Source organism: Sphingomonas sp. 66-10 (assembly GCF_001897045.1).
GTDB lineage: Bacteria > Pseudomonadota > Alphaproteobacteria > Sphingomonadales > Sphingomonadaceae > Sphingomonas > Sphingomonas lycopersici.
On the sequence record NZ_MKRR01000133.1, the window covers coordinates 337,014 to 350,593 of the forward strand.

A 13,580-nucleotide genomic window follows, 5' to 3' on the forward strand; every position below is an offset into this window, starting at 1 on the left:
ATCGCCACGCCGAGCCGCCGCCCCCAGGCCCGCGGCGACAGCGGATTGGCGGCGCAGGCGGCGCGCAGCTTGGCACGCGCCTCGTCCCGGTCGCCGCCGGCGAGCGCGATATCGGCCTGCGCGCGGTACAATCGGGAGACGATCTTGCGCCGCCGTCGCTCGGGCGCACCGCTATACTGCCGGCGTTCGAGGATGCGCAGCATCGTGCCGACCACCGCCGGATTGCGCATCAGCCCGAGCATATTGCGCAGCGACCCGGCATGATAGCGCACCCCGAGCAGCAGATCGGGCTCGTACCAGCCGGTCGCGCCGATATCGCCCAGCCGGGTCATGACGTTGAGTTCGAACGGAAAATTTCCGTGGCAATCCTGATCGACGAACCCCGAGCGGCGCAGCCACGCGGTGCGGAACACGGTGCCCGAGATCGGCGTGAACCCGCTCGCCATATGCGTCTCGAGCACCGGGAAGCGCCCGCGTTCGCGCCGGCTGCGCCCGTGATCGCGCTGATAGCCATAGGTTTCCAGCGTCAGCCGCGTTCCGGCCTCATCCATCACCCAGGGGTTGGCGACGAACAGCGCGACATCGGGCGCGGCGTCCAGCGCGGCCACTGCGCGCTGCAGATAGGAAGGCGCCAGCACATCGTCGTCGTGGAGGATGCAGAAATAATCGGCATCGCCCGCGGCGCCGAACAAATAGCGCCCCTGGCCATATTCGCCGCCGTTTTCCGGCTGCTCCACGAAGCCGATGCGACGGTCGCCGAGCGCCTCGACATAGGCGCGCACGGCGTCGCCCGCCCCGTCCGGCGAGCGATTGTCGCTGACGATCGCGCGGAAATAGCCGAAGGTCTGCGCGCGCAGGCTCGCCACCGTTTCGCGGACGAAATCGGGCCGGTTGAAGGTCGGGATGCCGACGAAGATCCGCTCAGAAGAAATGCCGATTCTCCCGATACCAGTCGAAGGTCTGCGTCAGCCGCTCGTCGAGCCCCGCCGCGGGCGTCCAGCCGAGCTTGTCGGCGGCCAGCGCGGAGGAGAGATATTGCGCCTGGATCTCGCCGTGCGCGTTGTTGAGCACGATCGGTTCGAGATCGGCGCGCGCGCTCCCGGCGAGGATGCGGCGCACCAGATCGAGCGCGCTGACCGGATCGCCGGTGCCGAAGTTGAACGCGCGCCCAACCACCGCGTCGTCGCCCATATGCTCGCCGAGCTTGAGATAGCCCGAGACGATATCCTCGACGAACACATAGTCGCGCACCGGCGAGCCGTCCGAGCGGATCACCGGGCGTTCGCCGTCGACGATCGACAGGCACGTCCCCGGCACGATGCGGTTCACGTTGAGATCGCCCGGCCCGAACAGATTGCCGCAGCGCGTGATCGACACCGGCAGCTTGTAGGTCGCGGCATAGGAAAGCGCGATCAGATCGGCGCAGCTCTTCGACACGTCATAGGGGTGCCGCCCCTGGAGCGCGAAATCCTCCTGATAGGGCAGCATGTCGTGATCGCCATAGGCCTTGTCGGACGAGGCGACGATCACGCGCTCGATCGTCGGCACGCGGCGGCACGCCTCGAGCAGCACCCAGGTGCCTTTGATATTGGATTCGAAGGTCGACATCGGATTGCGGTTGGCGACCCCGACGATCGCCTGCGCGGCGAGGTGGAATACCGTGTCGACGGCATATTCGTTGATCGCGCGCTCGATCAGCTCATAATCCTCGAGCTGGCCGCGCACCACCTTGGCGCGCGCGGCGAGATCGCCGGCGTGGAAGCGCGATTGCGGCACCATATCGCGCACCAGCGCAACGACCTCGGCGCCTTCATCGAGCAGCCGCGCGACGAGCGAGCCGCCGAGGAAGCCGGTGGCGCCGGTGACCAGGCAGGTCTTGCCTTTCCAGAAGCTCATGCCGCTTGCTCCCGCAGCACCGGCGCGACCACCCAGGGCAAGGGGCCGCCGCTGGCGATCACCTCGTCCATCTCGACCACGTCCTTGTAGAAATCGAACGACTTGAAGAAGCCGGCGTGACGATAGGTATAAGCATCGTGCCGCCCGATCAGCGGCGGGATGATATCGCGCTCGAGATTCTCACCGTTCCAGTCGTCGAAGATCGACGGGTCCATCACCATGAAGCCCGCATTGATCCAATAATCCTCGATCAGCGGCTTTTCGACGAATTTGCTGATCGCGCCATCGTCGGCGACGCTCATCACGCCATATTGCGAATACATCGGCACCGAGGTGATCGTCAGCCGCGCGTCATGGCCGTGGTGAAAGGCGACCAGATCGTCGAGCGGGACGTCGCACAGCCCGTCGCCGTAGGTCGCGATGAACGGGCCGTCGATCAGGTGGCGGCAATTATAGATGCGGCGTCCGGTATCCGAATCCTCGCCGGTATCGACGATCTCGATCCGCGCGCCGATATCCTTGCCCTCGAAATAATCGTGAAGAACATCCTTGCGATAACCCGCAGCGAGAATGAAGTCGGTGAAGCCCTGACGGATGAAGTTCTTGATCACATGAACCAGAACCGGGGTGCCGCCCAGCGGCAGCATCGGCTTGGGCAGATAAGTGGTGAAGGGAAAGGCCCTGATACCTTGCCCGCCGCATAGAATAACGACCTTCATGGAATGTCTCCCCTTCCATCATCGTTGAACAGCGTTCGTCACTTCCCCTGTCGCCCGCTCGAACCGGTCGAGCGGCATCGCCGCGAAGCCGATTCCGAATTCCGGCCCCTTCAATCCGCGCTTGATCAGCGGCGCGAGCGCGGCCTGCCGCACATGCCCGCCGAACCAGAGCTTGAGCATGCCGTCGTCGACGAGCGGCGCGGGGGCGAGGATCTCGCCGCCGGTCCAGCGCGCGCTGTCGCGGGTCACGACCGGCGCGCGATCCTCGTCGAACGGCGGCGAGCCGTCGCGCGAACGCGCGTGGTGGATCGCCACCTGCCGCCACTCGGGATCGCCGCCCTTGAGGACATGGACGACCGAATAGAAGAGGTCGACGCTCCCGTCGGCGCGCGCCAGCGCGGCGGGCGAGCTATAGCCGGCATAGCCTTGCGCCGCGGGATAGAGCGCGCCCTGCGTCAGCACCTGCCGCGGTGCGGAAAAATGCGTGCCGTCGGTCGATTCGACCACGCCGATCGACTGGAGCGGCGGCCCGCCACCCTCGCGCGCGCCGACCGCGGAGAAATAGATCAGCAGCCGATCCTTCACCACCACCGCGCCGGGCTCGCCGACGAGATAGCCGTTCCAGTCGGTCGCGCCGCCGGTCGCCTTGAGCAAGGTCCACTGCGCCACCTGCCATGTGACCCCGTCGCCCGACACGGCGAGCCCGATCGCCATCGGCGATGCCGCGCCCGACGGATAAATACCGGTAAAGGCCATGAAATATCGGCCGGCGAAGCGCACGACGCTCGGCGTCTCGACGCTGACATAGGGGCCGCCCTGCGGCGACAGCAAGGGTTGGGCGGGCGAGAGCGACCAGCTGCGCCCGTCCGGCGATACCGCACGGAACGGCAGGATCGGCGGCTCGAACGGTTTGACCGTGCTGGTCGTCAGATACATGACGTACCCCCGCCCCTCGCGCAGCACCGACGGATCGTTCCACAACGCCTGCGCGCGCAGCGCCCCGGCGGGCAATTGCGGCGCAGCCTCGACCCGCCAGTCCGGTTGGGCCGCAGGCAGCACCGGCTCGGGCGCCGCGGCGCCGCAGCCCGCCAGCATCGCCAGCGGCGCGAGTTGATGCGCGAGCCGGGGAAGAAATCGCGCCCGCATCAATAAGCATTCCGGCCGTGGAACGGCACGATCAGCGTCTGGAGCAGGATCTTGAGATCGAGCCGCAGCGACCAGCGGCGCAGATATTCGATATCGTGCGCGACACGCTGCTGCATCTTGTCCAGCGTCTCGGTCTCGCCGCGCCACCCGTTGACCTGGGCGAGTCCGGTGATCCCCGGCTTGATCTTGTGCCGCACCATATAGCGGCGGATCACCGTGCGGAACTCTTCGTTGAGTCTTACCGGATGCGGGCGCGGCCCGATCACCGACATGCTGCCGTCGAGCACGTTGAAGAATTGCGGCAGCTCGTCGAGCGAGGTGCGGCGCAGGATCGCCCCGACGCGCGTCACCCGCGTGTCGCCGCGCCGCGCCTGCACGAACCGATCCTCGCCGCCCGCATACATGCTGCGGAATTTCCAGATCTGGAACGGCTTGCCGTCCAGCCCGTAGCGTGTCTGGCGATAGAAGACCGGGCCGGGCGAATCGAGGCGGATCAGCAGCGCGATCAGGATCGTCGGGATCAGAATGATCGGCAGGATCAACACCAATAATGCGACGTCCTCGATCCGCTTGACGACACGCGAATAGCCCTCGAACGGCGACTCGACCACGCTGACGACTGGCTGGCCATAGAGATCGTCCCAGCGCGCGCCGACGAGATCCAGTCGCGACAGCGGCGGACAATAATAGATCGACGCGGTGGTATCCCCAAACCGGTCGATGATCGCCTTGATCCGCTGCTCCGCCGCCATCGGCAGCGTGACATAGATGCGGCTGACCCGGCCCTGCCGCGCGAGCTGGTACAATTGGTCGACATTGCCGCCGAACGCATCCTCGCCCAGCGCGACGGTGCGCCCGTCCGCCGGGCGGCGATCGTCGAATACGCCGAGCGGCCGGATCCCCATCCAGCGATGCTTGTCGAACACCGCCAGCAGGCGCTCGGTCGTATCGGTGGCGCCGATAAAGGCCGCATTGCGCTGATCGTGGCCGAAGGCGCGATAATAGCGCAGCGCCATCCGCAGGATGATGCGGAACAGCATGATCGCCGCCAGCGATGAGGCATACCATCCCGCCGCCGCCGGCAGCCACCGCCCCGCCTGGTCGAGCGGCAGATCGCCGATCAGATAGAAGGATGCCATGATCGCCACGAAACAGGCAGTCCAATAGACCGTCAGCTTGGCGAGCTCGTGCCGCAGTCTATTGATCCGCCACGATCGGCTGAGATGAGAAAAGGATGCGATCAGCTCCAATATTGCGATGCATAGCAATGCTTCCACCGCGATCGGGTGCGGCGATTCCCAACCGGCGGCAAAGACGAGGAACAGCATCGCGACGACGAGCGCGGTATCGGTCAACCGGCATAGGCGCACGAAAACGGCGCCGAATTGCTGGACTACGCCGCGCGATCTGAAATCGTCATCTGTTCGGCCATCACGCATGACAGATCATCACCCCCGATTGATAAAGGAGGGAAGCTTTCACACATACGCTTTGAACGCCGCGGTTCGCTGTTCTGCCAGCCGGTTCGGATAGTTAGAGCACGAACCGATTCGCCCCTTTACTCGCGAATCGAAGGGGATCGTGATCAACAACTTTACGAATGTTAATAGCCAATAAGTACAAAATTTCGTCGCGTCCCAGAATGAGACAGGGCGAATCTCTTTGTTGATTCATCTTGGTATTTCAAGATTATGACGCGGCCGTGATGATTTCATCTATGAATCATCCGCCTCAAGTATCGCGTTATTCATAGCTGGCGACATCGGATTCCGTGCGGGAGCGATGACCAATGTTATGCGGACTGGGCTTGCATCGAACAGGCGCGCGAGCGGTATGGAATGCCGGCATCGGCTTTTCGACCTGCGCGCATTGCGGCCGCGAGATCATCCGCCGCCCCGGCCGCCCGTGGGCGCGCGTTCCCCGCGGTTATGTCGTCGTGTGGAGACCCATACGGCCCGACCCGCCGAGGGCTGCCGGCGAGCATCGCGACTGGAGCAAGCCGGCGAGCTGGATCGCCGACGCCGCAAGCGAATCGCATCCGCCGAACATGGCCGAGATGCTCGAGGCGATAACCGCACAGCCGCCCTTCACCGACATGATATCGTCGCTGTCGCCGCTGCCCGCGCCGGCAACGCTTGCGCCGGTGCCTGACGCGACTGCGGAGATCCCCGCCGATCCGCCGCGCGAGCCCGTGGAGCGCGCCCGTCCGCCACAACCCTCGCGGCGCGCCGCGCGGATCCGCACGACGCTCTCGCTGCTGCACCACCGGATCGCCCGCCGCCTTGCGCGGCCGGCGGTCGCGCGCGAACCCGCATCGCGCGGTTTTCGTCACCTCGCGCGGCGGATCGGCGCGGCGCAGCCGGATGGCAAGCGGATCGCGACGATCCTGCTGAGCGCGGTCTGCGACGCGGGCACCGCCAACGATACGATGCTGATGTTCGCCGCAATGCTGCAGGACGAGCTCGGCGGGCGATTGCTGGTCGTCGATGCGACGCTGCGCGCCGACGGCATCAGCAGCGCGCTCGGGCTGAGCGCGGTCCCGGGCTTTTCCGACATGCGGGATGACGATCCCCACGGCACGCTCGAAATGATCCAACTCCTCCCGCGGCCCTCGGTCTTCCTGATGCCTGCGGGGCTGAATCCCGGCGCGGTGAATTCGAACGATCTCCCCGCGCTGCTGCCGGCCCTATCCGCGCATTTCGATCATATCCTCATCCAGCAGCACGCCATTTTCAGCGACACGCGCTACCTGCCGATCGCCGCCGGCGCCGATCTGGTGATCGTGCTGGCCGAGGAGGGCCAGTCGCGCATGCCCGATCTCGCGCGCTGCCGCGAAACGTTTCGCGCCAATGCGATCGGGCAGGTCGGGATGCTGCTCGCGCTCCCGCCGACGGATCCAACCGCGTGATCCGCCGTCTCGCGCCTGCCGACGCCGATCTTCGCGTGCTCGGCCTCGCGGCGCTGGCGGCGGCAATTGCGGCGCTGATCGTCGTCGCCGGGCTCTCCCCGTCGCCGAAGATCGCATTGCTGTCCGCCGGGGCGATCGCGGGGGCGGGGATGATGATCGCGTCGGGCAATCCGCGGCTGTTCTGCCTTTGGGGTCTCGGTCTCACCGCGCCGCTCGGGATCGCCAAGCGTTTCCATCCGCTGCCGCATATGGGCGGCGCCGGCGCCTATTCGATCGAGGCGGTCGACTTCTTCCTCGTCGCGCTCGTCTGCTTCCTGGTGCGCGATATCCTTGCCGGGCATCGCCGGCTGCGGCTCTCCCCCGTCACCTTCTGGTGGAGCGTGATGATCCTGCTCGGCGCCTTCACCGCCTCGGTCGGCCCGTTCGGGCATCTGCCGCTAGTCGAAGCGGTCCAGATGGCCAAGACGCTGCTATTGTTCCTCGTCCTCGTCAACGAACTGGTGCGCGTGCGCCAGTTCCTGCATCTTTTTGCCGCATTGTGCTGCGGGCTGATGCTGCAGTCGCTGATCGGCATCCTGCAATATGCCAAGAAGGGCGCGATCGGGCTGCAGTCGCTCGGCGAGGCGACCGCCACCACGCTCGAATATGCCAATAAGGCGACCTATATGGACGGCGGCGACACCTTCCGCATCGGGGCGTTGCTCGGCCATCCCAATCTGCTCGCCGGGTTCATCGTCATCATCGCGCCGATGCTGCTGGCGATGCTGGCGACGCGGGTCGGGCGCGTCTGGCGCTGGCCGATCGCGCTCACGCTGGCGACCGCGATGCTCGCGCTGCTGCTCACGTTGTCGCGCTCGGGCTGGCTGGCCTTCGCGCTCGCGGTGCCGATCGTCATCGCGCTGCTGCTGCGCCACCCGGCATCGCGCCATCGCGCCGCGCCGCTCGCGATTGCGACGCTGACCGCAACGGCGCTGGGCGCGATCGCGGCCGCCCCCGCCATTCTTCACCGCTTTACCGGCAGCGATCCGGGCGCGCTCGATTTCCGCTGGGAGTGGATGAGCGTCGCCTGGGGGATGGTAAAGGATCACTGGCTGGTCGGCACCGGGCTCAACAGCTTCGTCTACAACCTCCCCGGGCGCACCGAATATGGCGGCCATGTCGGGCTGATCCAGCGGTTCGGCGCGGACTGGCCGGTGGTGCACAATATCTACCTGCTCACCTGGGCCGAGCAGGGGACGATCGGTTTCGTGGCTTTCCTCGCGGTGCTTCTTACGCTGCTGCGCATCGGCTGGCGCAACGCGCGCGACTGCGCCGATCCGACCTTGCACGCGCTGAGCATCGGCGCGCTGGCGGGGCTCTGCGCCAATCTGGTCGACGGTTTCGGCAGCTTCTATCTGCGCCAGATGCCGGGCGCGCGCGTCTTCTGGATGGCCGCGGCGATCGTCGTCGCGGTGCGCTACTGGCAAATGGCCAACCGGCCGGTGACGGCATGAGCGCGCGCAGCCTCCTCCATAATTCCGCCAGCCTCGTCGCCGGCAGGATCGCCTTGTCGGCGCTGCGCATGATCAGCGCGCTGATCGTCGCGCGGCTCGCCGGCGCAGCCGATTTCGGCGCCTACATGCTGGTGCTGGCCTATGTGACCTTGTTCGAATGGCTGGTCGATTTCGGCCAGACCGACATCGCCGTGCGCGATATCGCGCATGTGCCCGCGCGGCGCGACACGCTGCTGACCGCGCTCGCACGGATCAAGGCGCTTCAGGGCGTAGCGGGCGCCGCGGCCCTGCCGCTGCTGCTGGCGATGGGCGATGATCGCGCGCTGGTGCTCGCGGGGCTGGTCGGCGGCGCGTCGGTGCTCGCCAATGCGTGGCTCCAGCCGGCGCGCGCGGCGCTGCGGCTCGCGATGCGGATGGACCGCGATATCGCCGCGGAGCTGGCGGGGACGCTCGCGACGCTGCCGCTGCTGGCGGCGGCGGCCTGGGCCGGCGCGCCGGTCGCGCTGCTGACCGCCGCATTCGCCGCGGCGCGTCTCGTCCAGGCGGGGTTGGCGATCCACTGGGCCGCGCCGCTGATGCGCCGCTGCGCGCCGCCGCGCGGGATGGCGCTGGATCTGCTCAGGCAAGCGGCGCCGCTCGGCCTCGCCGGGCTGCTGGTCGTCACCTATGACGCGCTCGCGCCGCTGCTTCTCGCGCGCTTGCTCGATCTCAAGGCGGTCGCGCTCTATATGGCGGCGGCGCGCTTCATCTTCCCCGTGCTGGTCGCGGTGCAGGGTGTCACCTCGGCCTTCTTCCCCGTCCTCGCGCAACGCGGCGCCGGGCTGGCGCGCACGCAACAGGCCGCGCTGATCCTCTCCACCGGCGCGGCGGCGCTGATGTTCGCCGGCATCCACGGCGGCGCATCGTTCCTGATGGGGCTGATGGGGCCCGAATTCCTCGCGGGGGTCGCGGTGCTGCGGCTGATGGCATGGACCCTGCTGCTGCGCGCGATCACCACCGTCATGTCGCCGCTGATCGTCATCGCCGGGTGGCAGGGAAAGGCGATGGGGCTGACGTTGCTGTCGCTGATGGGCCAGGGCGCGGCGCTGCTGTTGCTCGTCCCGCGCTTCGGCGTGCTCGGCGCGGCGATCGGCTATCTCGTCGTCGAGCTGCTCCTTGGCACCGCGATCGTCTCCTGGCTCGGCCAGCGCGCGGTGCAGATTCGGCTCGACTGGCGACCGGTCGCGGCGTTGCTGGCCATCGCGGCGGCATCGGTGGCGATCGTCGACGCCAGCCCGATCGCCGGCTCCTTCCTCGGCGGGGTCGTTGCCGGCACGCTGGTGACGACGCTGGCGGCGATTGCCGCGGTCGCGGCGCGCTTCAGCATCCGGCCGCTGTGGCACGAGCTGCGCCAAGGCCGGATGATCGTTTCGGGAGGCATGGCATGAGCGCGCCGCGCGTCGCGATCGCCTGCCCCGGCGTCGGGCTGGTGCAACGCGGGTTCGAACGCCTGTTCCGCGACCTGTTCGACGAGATGCGCCGCGACCTCAGCATGACGTTGTTCAAGGGCGGCGGCCCGCGCACCGCGGACGAGATCGCGCTCCCCTTCCTGGCGCGCGGCGGGCGCGCGATCCGCTATCTGCCGATCCACCGGCTGATGCGGCGCACCCCGATGCACGCCGAATGCCTCACCTTCGCGCTCGCGCTGCTGCCCCATCTGCGCGACGGCCGCTACGATATCGTCCACGTCATCGATCCGCCGCTCGCGCGGCTTCTGTTCCACCTGCGCCGCGCGCTGAAACTGCGCTTCCGCCTGCTCTATACCGAGGGGACGGCGATGCCGCCGCGCGATTATCCGCCGTGCGACGTGCTCCACCAGATTTCCGCCGCGACGCTCGCCGAGGCGGTGGCGGGCGGGCAGACGGCGCGCGCGATGCGGCTGGTGCCCTGCGGATACCGCCCGGACCATTTCCACACCCGGCTCGGCCGCGCCGAATTGCGCGCGAAGCACGGCATCCCCTCCGATCGCTTCGTGATCCTCTCGGTCGCGGCGCTCAATCGCGGGCACAAGCGCACCCACCACCTGATCGACGAGGTCGCGCGCCTGCCGGGCGCGCCGTTGCTGTGGCTCGACGGCAGCCTCGATCATGGCGATCCCGATCTGCCCGATTACGCCCGCGCGCGGCTCGGCGATCGGGTGCGGGTGACGCATGTTCGCTCCAGCGAGGTCGGCGAGCTCTACGCCCTGGCCGATGTCATGCCGCATGCCGCGACCTTCGAGGCATTCGGGCTCGCGCTGGTCGAGGCGGCGGGGGCGGGGCTGCCCGTCGTCACCCACGATGCGCCGCATTTCCGCTGGCTGCTGCCCAATCCCGATTGCTGGATCGACATGACCGCGCCGGGCGCGCTCGCGCAATTGCTCGAAACGATGATGCACGACCCCGCCGAACGCCAGCGGCGCGTGATGAGCGATCATGTCCGCGCCAATTACGCCTGGTCGACGCTGCGCCCGTCCTATGCCGCGCTCTATCGGGATATCGCGGCATGATCGCGCCGCCGCGCCTCGCCATCATCATCGTCAACTGGAACGTCCGCGATCTGCTCCGCGACTGTCTCGCCGCGGTCCGCGACAGCGAGGGGCTGGCGCCGGGCGACATCGAGACGATCGTCGTCGACAATGATTCCGCCGACGGCAGCGCGGCGATGGTCGCGGCGGAATTCCCCGCGGTGCGGCTGATCGAAAGCGGCGCCAACCTCGGCTTCGCGCGCGGCTGCCAGCGCGGTTACGAGGCGACCGCCGCGCCGTTCGTCATGCTGCTCAACCCCGATACGATGGTCGACCGCGACGCCATTGCGACGATGCTGGCGACGATCGCGGGCGATCCGGCGATCGGCATCCTCGGCGCGCGGCTGCGCAACAGCGACGGCAGTTTCCAGCGCGCGTCCGGCGGCGCCTTTCCCACCCTCGCCAATCTCGCGTGGAACTATCTGTTTCTCGGCCACCTGCTGCCGCGCCGCTGGGCGCCGCCGGCGGTCTATCTCGACGACGATCCGCCCGGCATTCGCCCGATCGACTGGGTGTCGGGCGCGTCGCTCACCTTCCGGCGCGCGGCGGTGGGGCCGCGCATCTTCGATCCCGCCTTCTTCATGTTCGGCGAGGATATGGAGGTGTGCCGGCGCGTCCGCGACGCGGGGTGGAACGTACTTTATTCCGCACGACAGAGCATCACCCACCACCACGGGCAGAGCTTTTCCCGGCAGACCTCGCTGGAGGTGCTGGCGACGGTCTACAAGGGGCCGCGTTTCTTCTTCCGCCAGGGGCGCGGGCCGCTCGCCCGGCTGTGCTACGACGCGATCCTTTTTACCGGCTATGCCAGCCGCTGGGCGATCTTCAGCCTGCTCGCCGCCGTGCGGCCGGGCAGCGGCCATGCCGAGATGGCACGGTTCAGCCGCCGATATCTCGGCGCGATGATCAAGACGATGTTTCGCGAGCCTCCGTTGCACAACCGAAGGGAGCAGAACGATGAACAGGGGTGTAAAACGAATATTGGTCACCGGTGGCGCCGGATTCCTCGGCTCTCATCTCTGCGACAGGCTGATCGCCCGCGGGCATGAGGTATTGTGCGTCGACAATTTCTTCACCGGATCGAAGAACAATATCAGCCATCTCCTCGGCAATCCTCGCTTCGAGTTCCTGCGGCACGATGTGACCTTCCCGCTGTTCGTCGAAGTCGACGAGATATACAATCTCGCCTGCCCGGCCTCGCCGATCCAATATCGCGTCAACCCGGTGCAGACCACCAAGACGAGCGTCCACGGCGCGATCAACATGCTCGGCCTTGCGCGACGCGTCGGCGCGAAGATTCTCCAGGCGTCGACCAGCGAAGTCTATGGCGATCCCGAAATCCACCCGCAGCGCGAGGATTATTGGGGCCGGGTGAACACCACCGGCCCGCGCGCTTGCTACGACGAGGGCAAGCGCTGCGCCGAAACGCTGTTCTTCGATTATCATCGCGAGCGATCGGTGAAGATCAAGATCGCGCGCATCTTCAACACCTATGGCCCGCGGATGGACCCGGGCGACGGCCGCGTCGTCTCGAATTTCATCATGCAGGCGCTCACCGGCCAGCCGATCACCATTTATGGCGACGGCGAGCAGACGCGCTCCTTCTGCTATGTCGACGATCTGATCGAGGGCCTGATCCGGCTGATGGCCAGTCCCGACGATTTCACCGGCCCGGTCAATATCGGCAATCCCGGAGAGTTCACCATATTGGAGCTTGCCGAGACGATCCTCGAACTGACCCGTTCCAAGTCCCAACTGGTGCGCAAGCCGCTGCCGACCGACGATCCGCGCCAGCGTCGCCCCGATATCGAGCTGGCGCGGACCGAACTCGGCTGGCAACCGACCGTGATGCTGCGCGAGGGGCTGCGCCATACGATCGCTTATTTCGACGACTTCCTCGGATCGCAGAATAGCGGCCTGATCTTCGAACGATTCCCCGAGCAATCCTTTACGACACGCCAGAATCTGGTTCAGCAGAGCTGAGCCAGCGGCGCCGGCCAAGGCCCCTTCTCCCTTGGGCGGGCCGGCGCCGACACTGGCCTTTCGTCTCAGCGCCGCAACGGCGTGATCGGCGCGCCCGGATCGCCGGACTCGGCGATGGGCGCCTGCATACCGGTCGCAAGCTGCATGCGCAGGTTCGCCAATTGCCCCGGCGGCAATGGCGGCAGCTTGCTCGCCGGCTTGCCCGCGCGCAACCGCGCGCGATCTTTCTCCGAAGGCTCGACGCGGCGGACGCGGACCGGCGCATGCCCTTGCGCCTTGATGCCGAGTTCGTCGGCGGCACCGCGCGACAGATCGATGATGCGCCCGCCACCGGTCGCAAACGGCCCGCGATCGTTGATCCGCACGATGATCCGCCGCCCGGTTTCGAGCGCGGTCACCTCGACATAGGTCGGCAGCGGCAATGTCGTGTGTGCCGCGGTGATCCAGCGCGGACGGAAGCGTTCGCCGTTGGCGGTTCGATTGCCCGATTCCGCGCCATACCAGCTTGCATAGCCGAGCATGTCGTAGGTCGGATCGGCGGCGGGGACAAAGGTCGTGCCACGGACGACATAGGGCCGGCCGATCCTGACCGGCGTATCGCTGACGGGGCGATAATTGCCGCCCGCGCACCCCGCGAGGATCAGGACCGCGGCGAGGACGCTTGCGGCGCGGATGTTGATTTGGTCCAGCATCGCACGCGACCGTAATCGTCCGACGCGCGTTCATGAAGCCGCTTTGTGACGCTGATTCCGGGTCCGCGATGCGGCAGCGGCGCCACAGTGAGCGCGACAAGCTGCCGCGCGATCAAACAATCGTTGCGCTGGCGCCAGCGGCTTGTCAGTTTCCGCCCCATTCTCGTTGAGGGGCCACATCTATGCGCCGGATATTAT

The 13,580-nt window shown here is 67.0% G+C and carries 12 protein-coding genes; 6 read left to right on the forward strand and 6 right to left on the reverse strand.

Annotated elements, in window-relative coordinates:
• The 5 genes from BGN95_RS15530 to BGN95_RS15550 all read right to left on the reverse strand — a co-directional run.
• Positions 1 to 866, reverse strand: an 866-nt coding sequence (locus tag BGN95_RS15530) for a glycosyltransferase family A protein (RefSeq protein ID WP_286773222.1), incomplete at its 3' end; no start/stop codon positions are given.
• 55 nt (positions 867 to 921) lie between these two features.
• Positions 922 to 1,896, reverse strand: a complete 975-nt coding sequence (locus tag BGN95_RS15535; RefSeq protein WP_286773223.1) for an NAD-dependent epimerase/dehydratase family protein — start codon at positions 1,894 to 1,896, stop codon at positions 922 to 924.
• Positions 1,893 to 2,615 carry a nucleotidyltransferase family protein gene (locus BGN95_RS15540; RefSeq protein WP_265311866.1) on the reverse strand — a complete coding sequence of 241 codons (723 nt, stop codon included), beginning with the start codon at positions 2,613 to 2,615 and terminating at the stop codon, positions 1,893 to 1,895. The genes BGN95_RS15535 and BGN95_RS15540 overlap by 4 nt, the downstream gene beginning before the upstream one ends.
• 18 nt (positions 2,616 to 2,633) lie before the next feature.
• Positions 2,634 to 3,761 carry a glycoside hydrolase family protein gene (locus tag BGN95_RS15545; protein ID WP_286773224.1) on the reverse strand — a complete coding sequence of 376 codons (1,128 nt, stop codon included), beginning with the start codon at positions 3,759 to 3,761 and terminating at the stop codon, positions 2,634 to 2,636.
• Positions 3,761 to 5,116, reverse strand: coding sequence for an undecaprenyl-phosphate glucose phosphotransferase (locus BGN95_RS15550; protein WP_265311864.1), 1,356 nt, complete (start codon positions 5,114 to 5,116; stop codon positions 3,761 to 3,763). The genes BGN95_RS15545 and BGN95_RS15550 overlap by 1 nt, the downstream gene beginning before the upstream one ends.
• Positions 5,117 to 5,808: 692 nt before the next feature.
• Between BGN95_RS15550 and BGN95_RS15555 the strand changes: the two genes are divergently transcribed.
• From BGN95_RS15555 to BGN95_RS15580, 6 genes are read left to right on the forward strand one after another with little or no spacing between them, the layout of a single operon-like run.
• Complete coding sequence (locus tag BGN95_RS15555) at positions 5,809 to 6,669, forward strand: P-loop NTPase family protein (RefSeq protein ID WP_286773225.1); 861 nt, start codon at positions 5,809 to 5,811, stop codon at positions 6,667 to 6,669.
• On the forward strand, positions 6,666 to 8,162 hold the full coding sequence (locus BGN95_RS15560) for an O-antigen ligase family protein (RefSeq protein WP_265311862.1): 1,497 nt from the start codon (positions 6,666 to 6,668) through the stop codon (positions 8,160 to 8,162). The genes BGN95_RS15555 and BGN95_RS15560 overlap by 4 nt, the downstream gene beginning before the upstream one ends.
• On the forward strand, positions 8,159 to 9,589 hold the full coding sequence (locus BGN95_RS15565; protein WP_286773226.1) for an oligosaccharide flippase family protein: 1,431 nt from the start codon (positions 8,159 to 8,161) through the stop codon (positions 9,587 to 9,589). The genes BGN95_RS15560 and BGN95_RS15565 overlap by 4 nt, the downstream gene beginning before the upstream one ends.
• Positions 9,586 to 10,689 carry a glycosyltransferase family 4 protein gene (locus BGN95_RS15570; protein WP_286773227.1) on the forward strand — a complete coding sequence of 368 codons (1,104 nt, stop codon included), beginning with the start codon at positions 9,586 to 9,588 and terminating at the stop codon, positions 10,687 to 10,689. Before BGN95_RS15565 ends, BGN95_RS15570 begins: the two co-directional genes overlap by 4 nt.
• Entirely contained in the window at positions 10,686 to 11,756 is a 1,071-nt protein-coding gene (locus BGN95_RS15575; RefSeq protein WP_286773228.1) for a glycosyltransferase family 2 protein, read from the forward strand. Before BGN95_RS15570 ends, BGN95_RS15575 begins: the two co-directional genes overlap by 4 nt.
• Positions 11,665 to 12,690: a UDP-glucuronic acid decarboxylase family protein gene (locus BGN95_RS15580; RefSeq protein WP_265311858.1), complete on the forward strand. Its 1,026-nt coding sequence runs from the start codon at positions 11,665 to 11,667 to the stop codon at positions 12,688 to 12,690. Before BGN95_RS15575 ends, BGN95_RS15580 begins: the two co-directional genes overlap by 92 nt.
• A 65-nt stretch (positions 12,691 to 12,755) precedes the next feature.
• Here BGN95_RS15580 and BGN95_RS15585 read toward each other — a convergent pair whose 3' ends face one another.
• A complete protein-coding gene (locus BGN95_RS15585; protein ID WP_286773229.1) occupies positions 12,756 to 13,382 on the reverse strand; it encodes a septal ring lytic transglycosylase RlpA family protein in 627 nt (208 codons plus the stop codon).
• Positions 13,383 to 13,580: the final 198 nt, after the last annotated feature.

Excerpts from the sequence above, each read along its gene's own strand:
- BGN95_RS15535 (WP_286773223.1), bottom strand. The coding sequence starts at position 1,896 with ATGAGCTTCTGGAAAGGCAAGACCTGCCTGGTCACCGGCGCCACCGGC.
- BGN95_RS15540 (WP_265311866.1), bottom strand. The coding sequence starts at position 2,615 with ATGAAGGTCGTTATTCTATGCGGCGGGCAAGGTATCAGGGCCTTTCCC.
- BGN95_RS15545 (WP_286773224.1), bottom strand. The coding sequence starts at position 3,761 with ATGCGGGCGCGATTTCTTCCCCGGCTCGCGCATCAACTCGCGCCGCTG.
- BGN95_RS15555 (WP_286773225.1), top strand. The coding sequence starts at position 5,809 with ATGGCCGAGATGCTCGAGGCGATAACCGCACAGCCGCCCTTCACCGAC.
- BGN95_RS15565 (WP_286773226.1), top strand. The coding sequence starts at position 8,159 with ATGAGCGCGCGCAGCCTCCTCCATAATTCCGCCAGCCTCGTCGCCGGC.
- BGN95_RS15570 (WP_286773227.1), top strand. The coding sequence starts at position 9,586 with ATGAGCGCGCCGCGCGTCGCGATCGCCTGCCCCGGCGTCGGGCTGGTG.
- BGN95_RS15575 (WP_286773228.1), top strand. The coding sequence starts at position 10,686 with ATGATCGCGCCGCCGCGCCTCGCCATCATCATCGTCAACTGGAACGTC.
- BGN95_RS15580 (WP_265311858.1), top strand. The coding sequence starts at position 11,665 with ATGAACAGGGGTGTAAAACGAATATTGGTCACCGGTGGCGCCGGATTC.
- BGN95_RS15585 (WP_286773229.1), bottom strand. The coding sequence starts at position 13,382 with ATGCTGGACCAAATCAACATCCGCGCCGCAAGCGTCCTCGCCGCGGTC.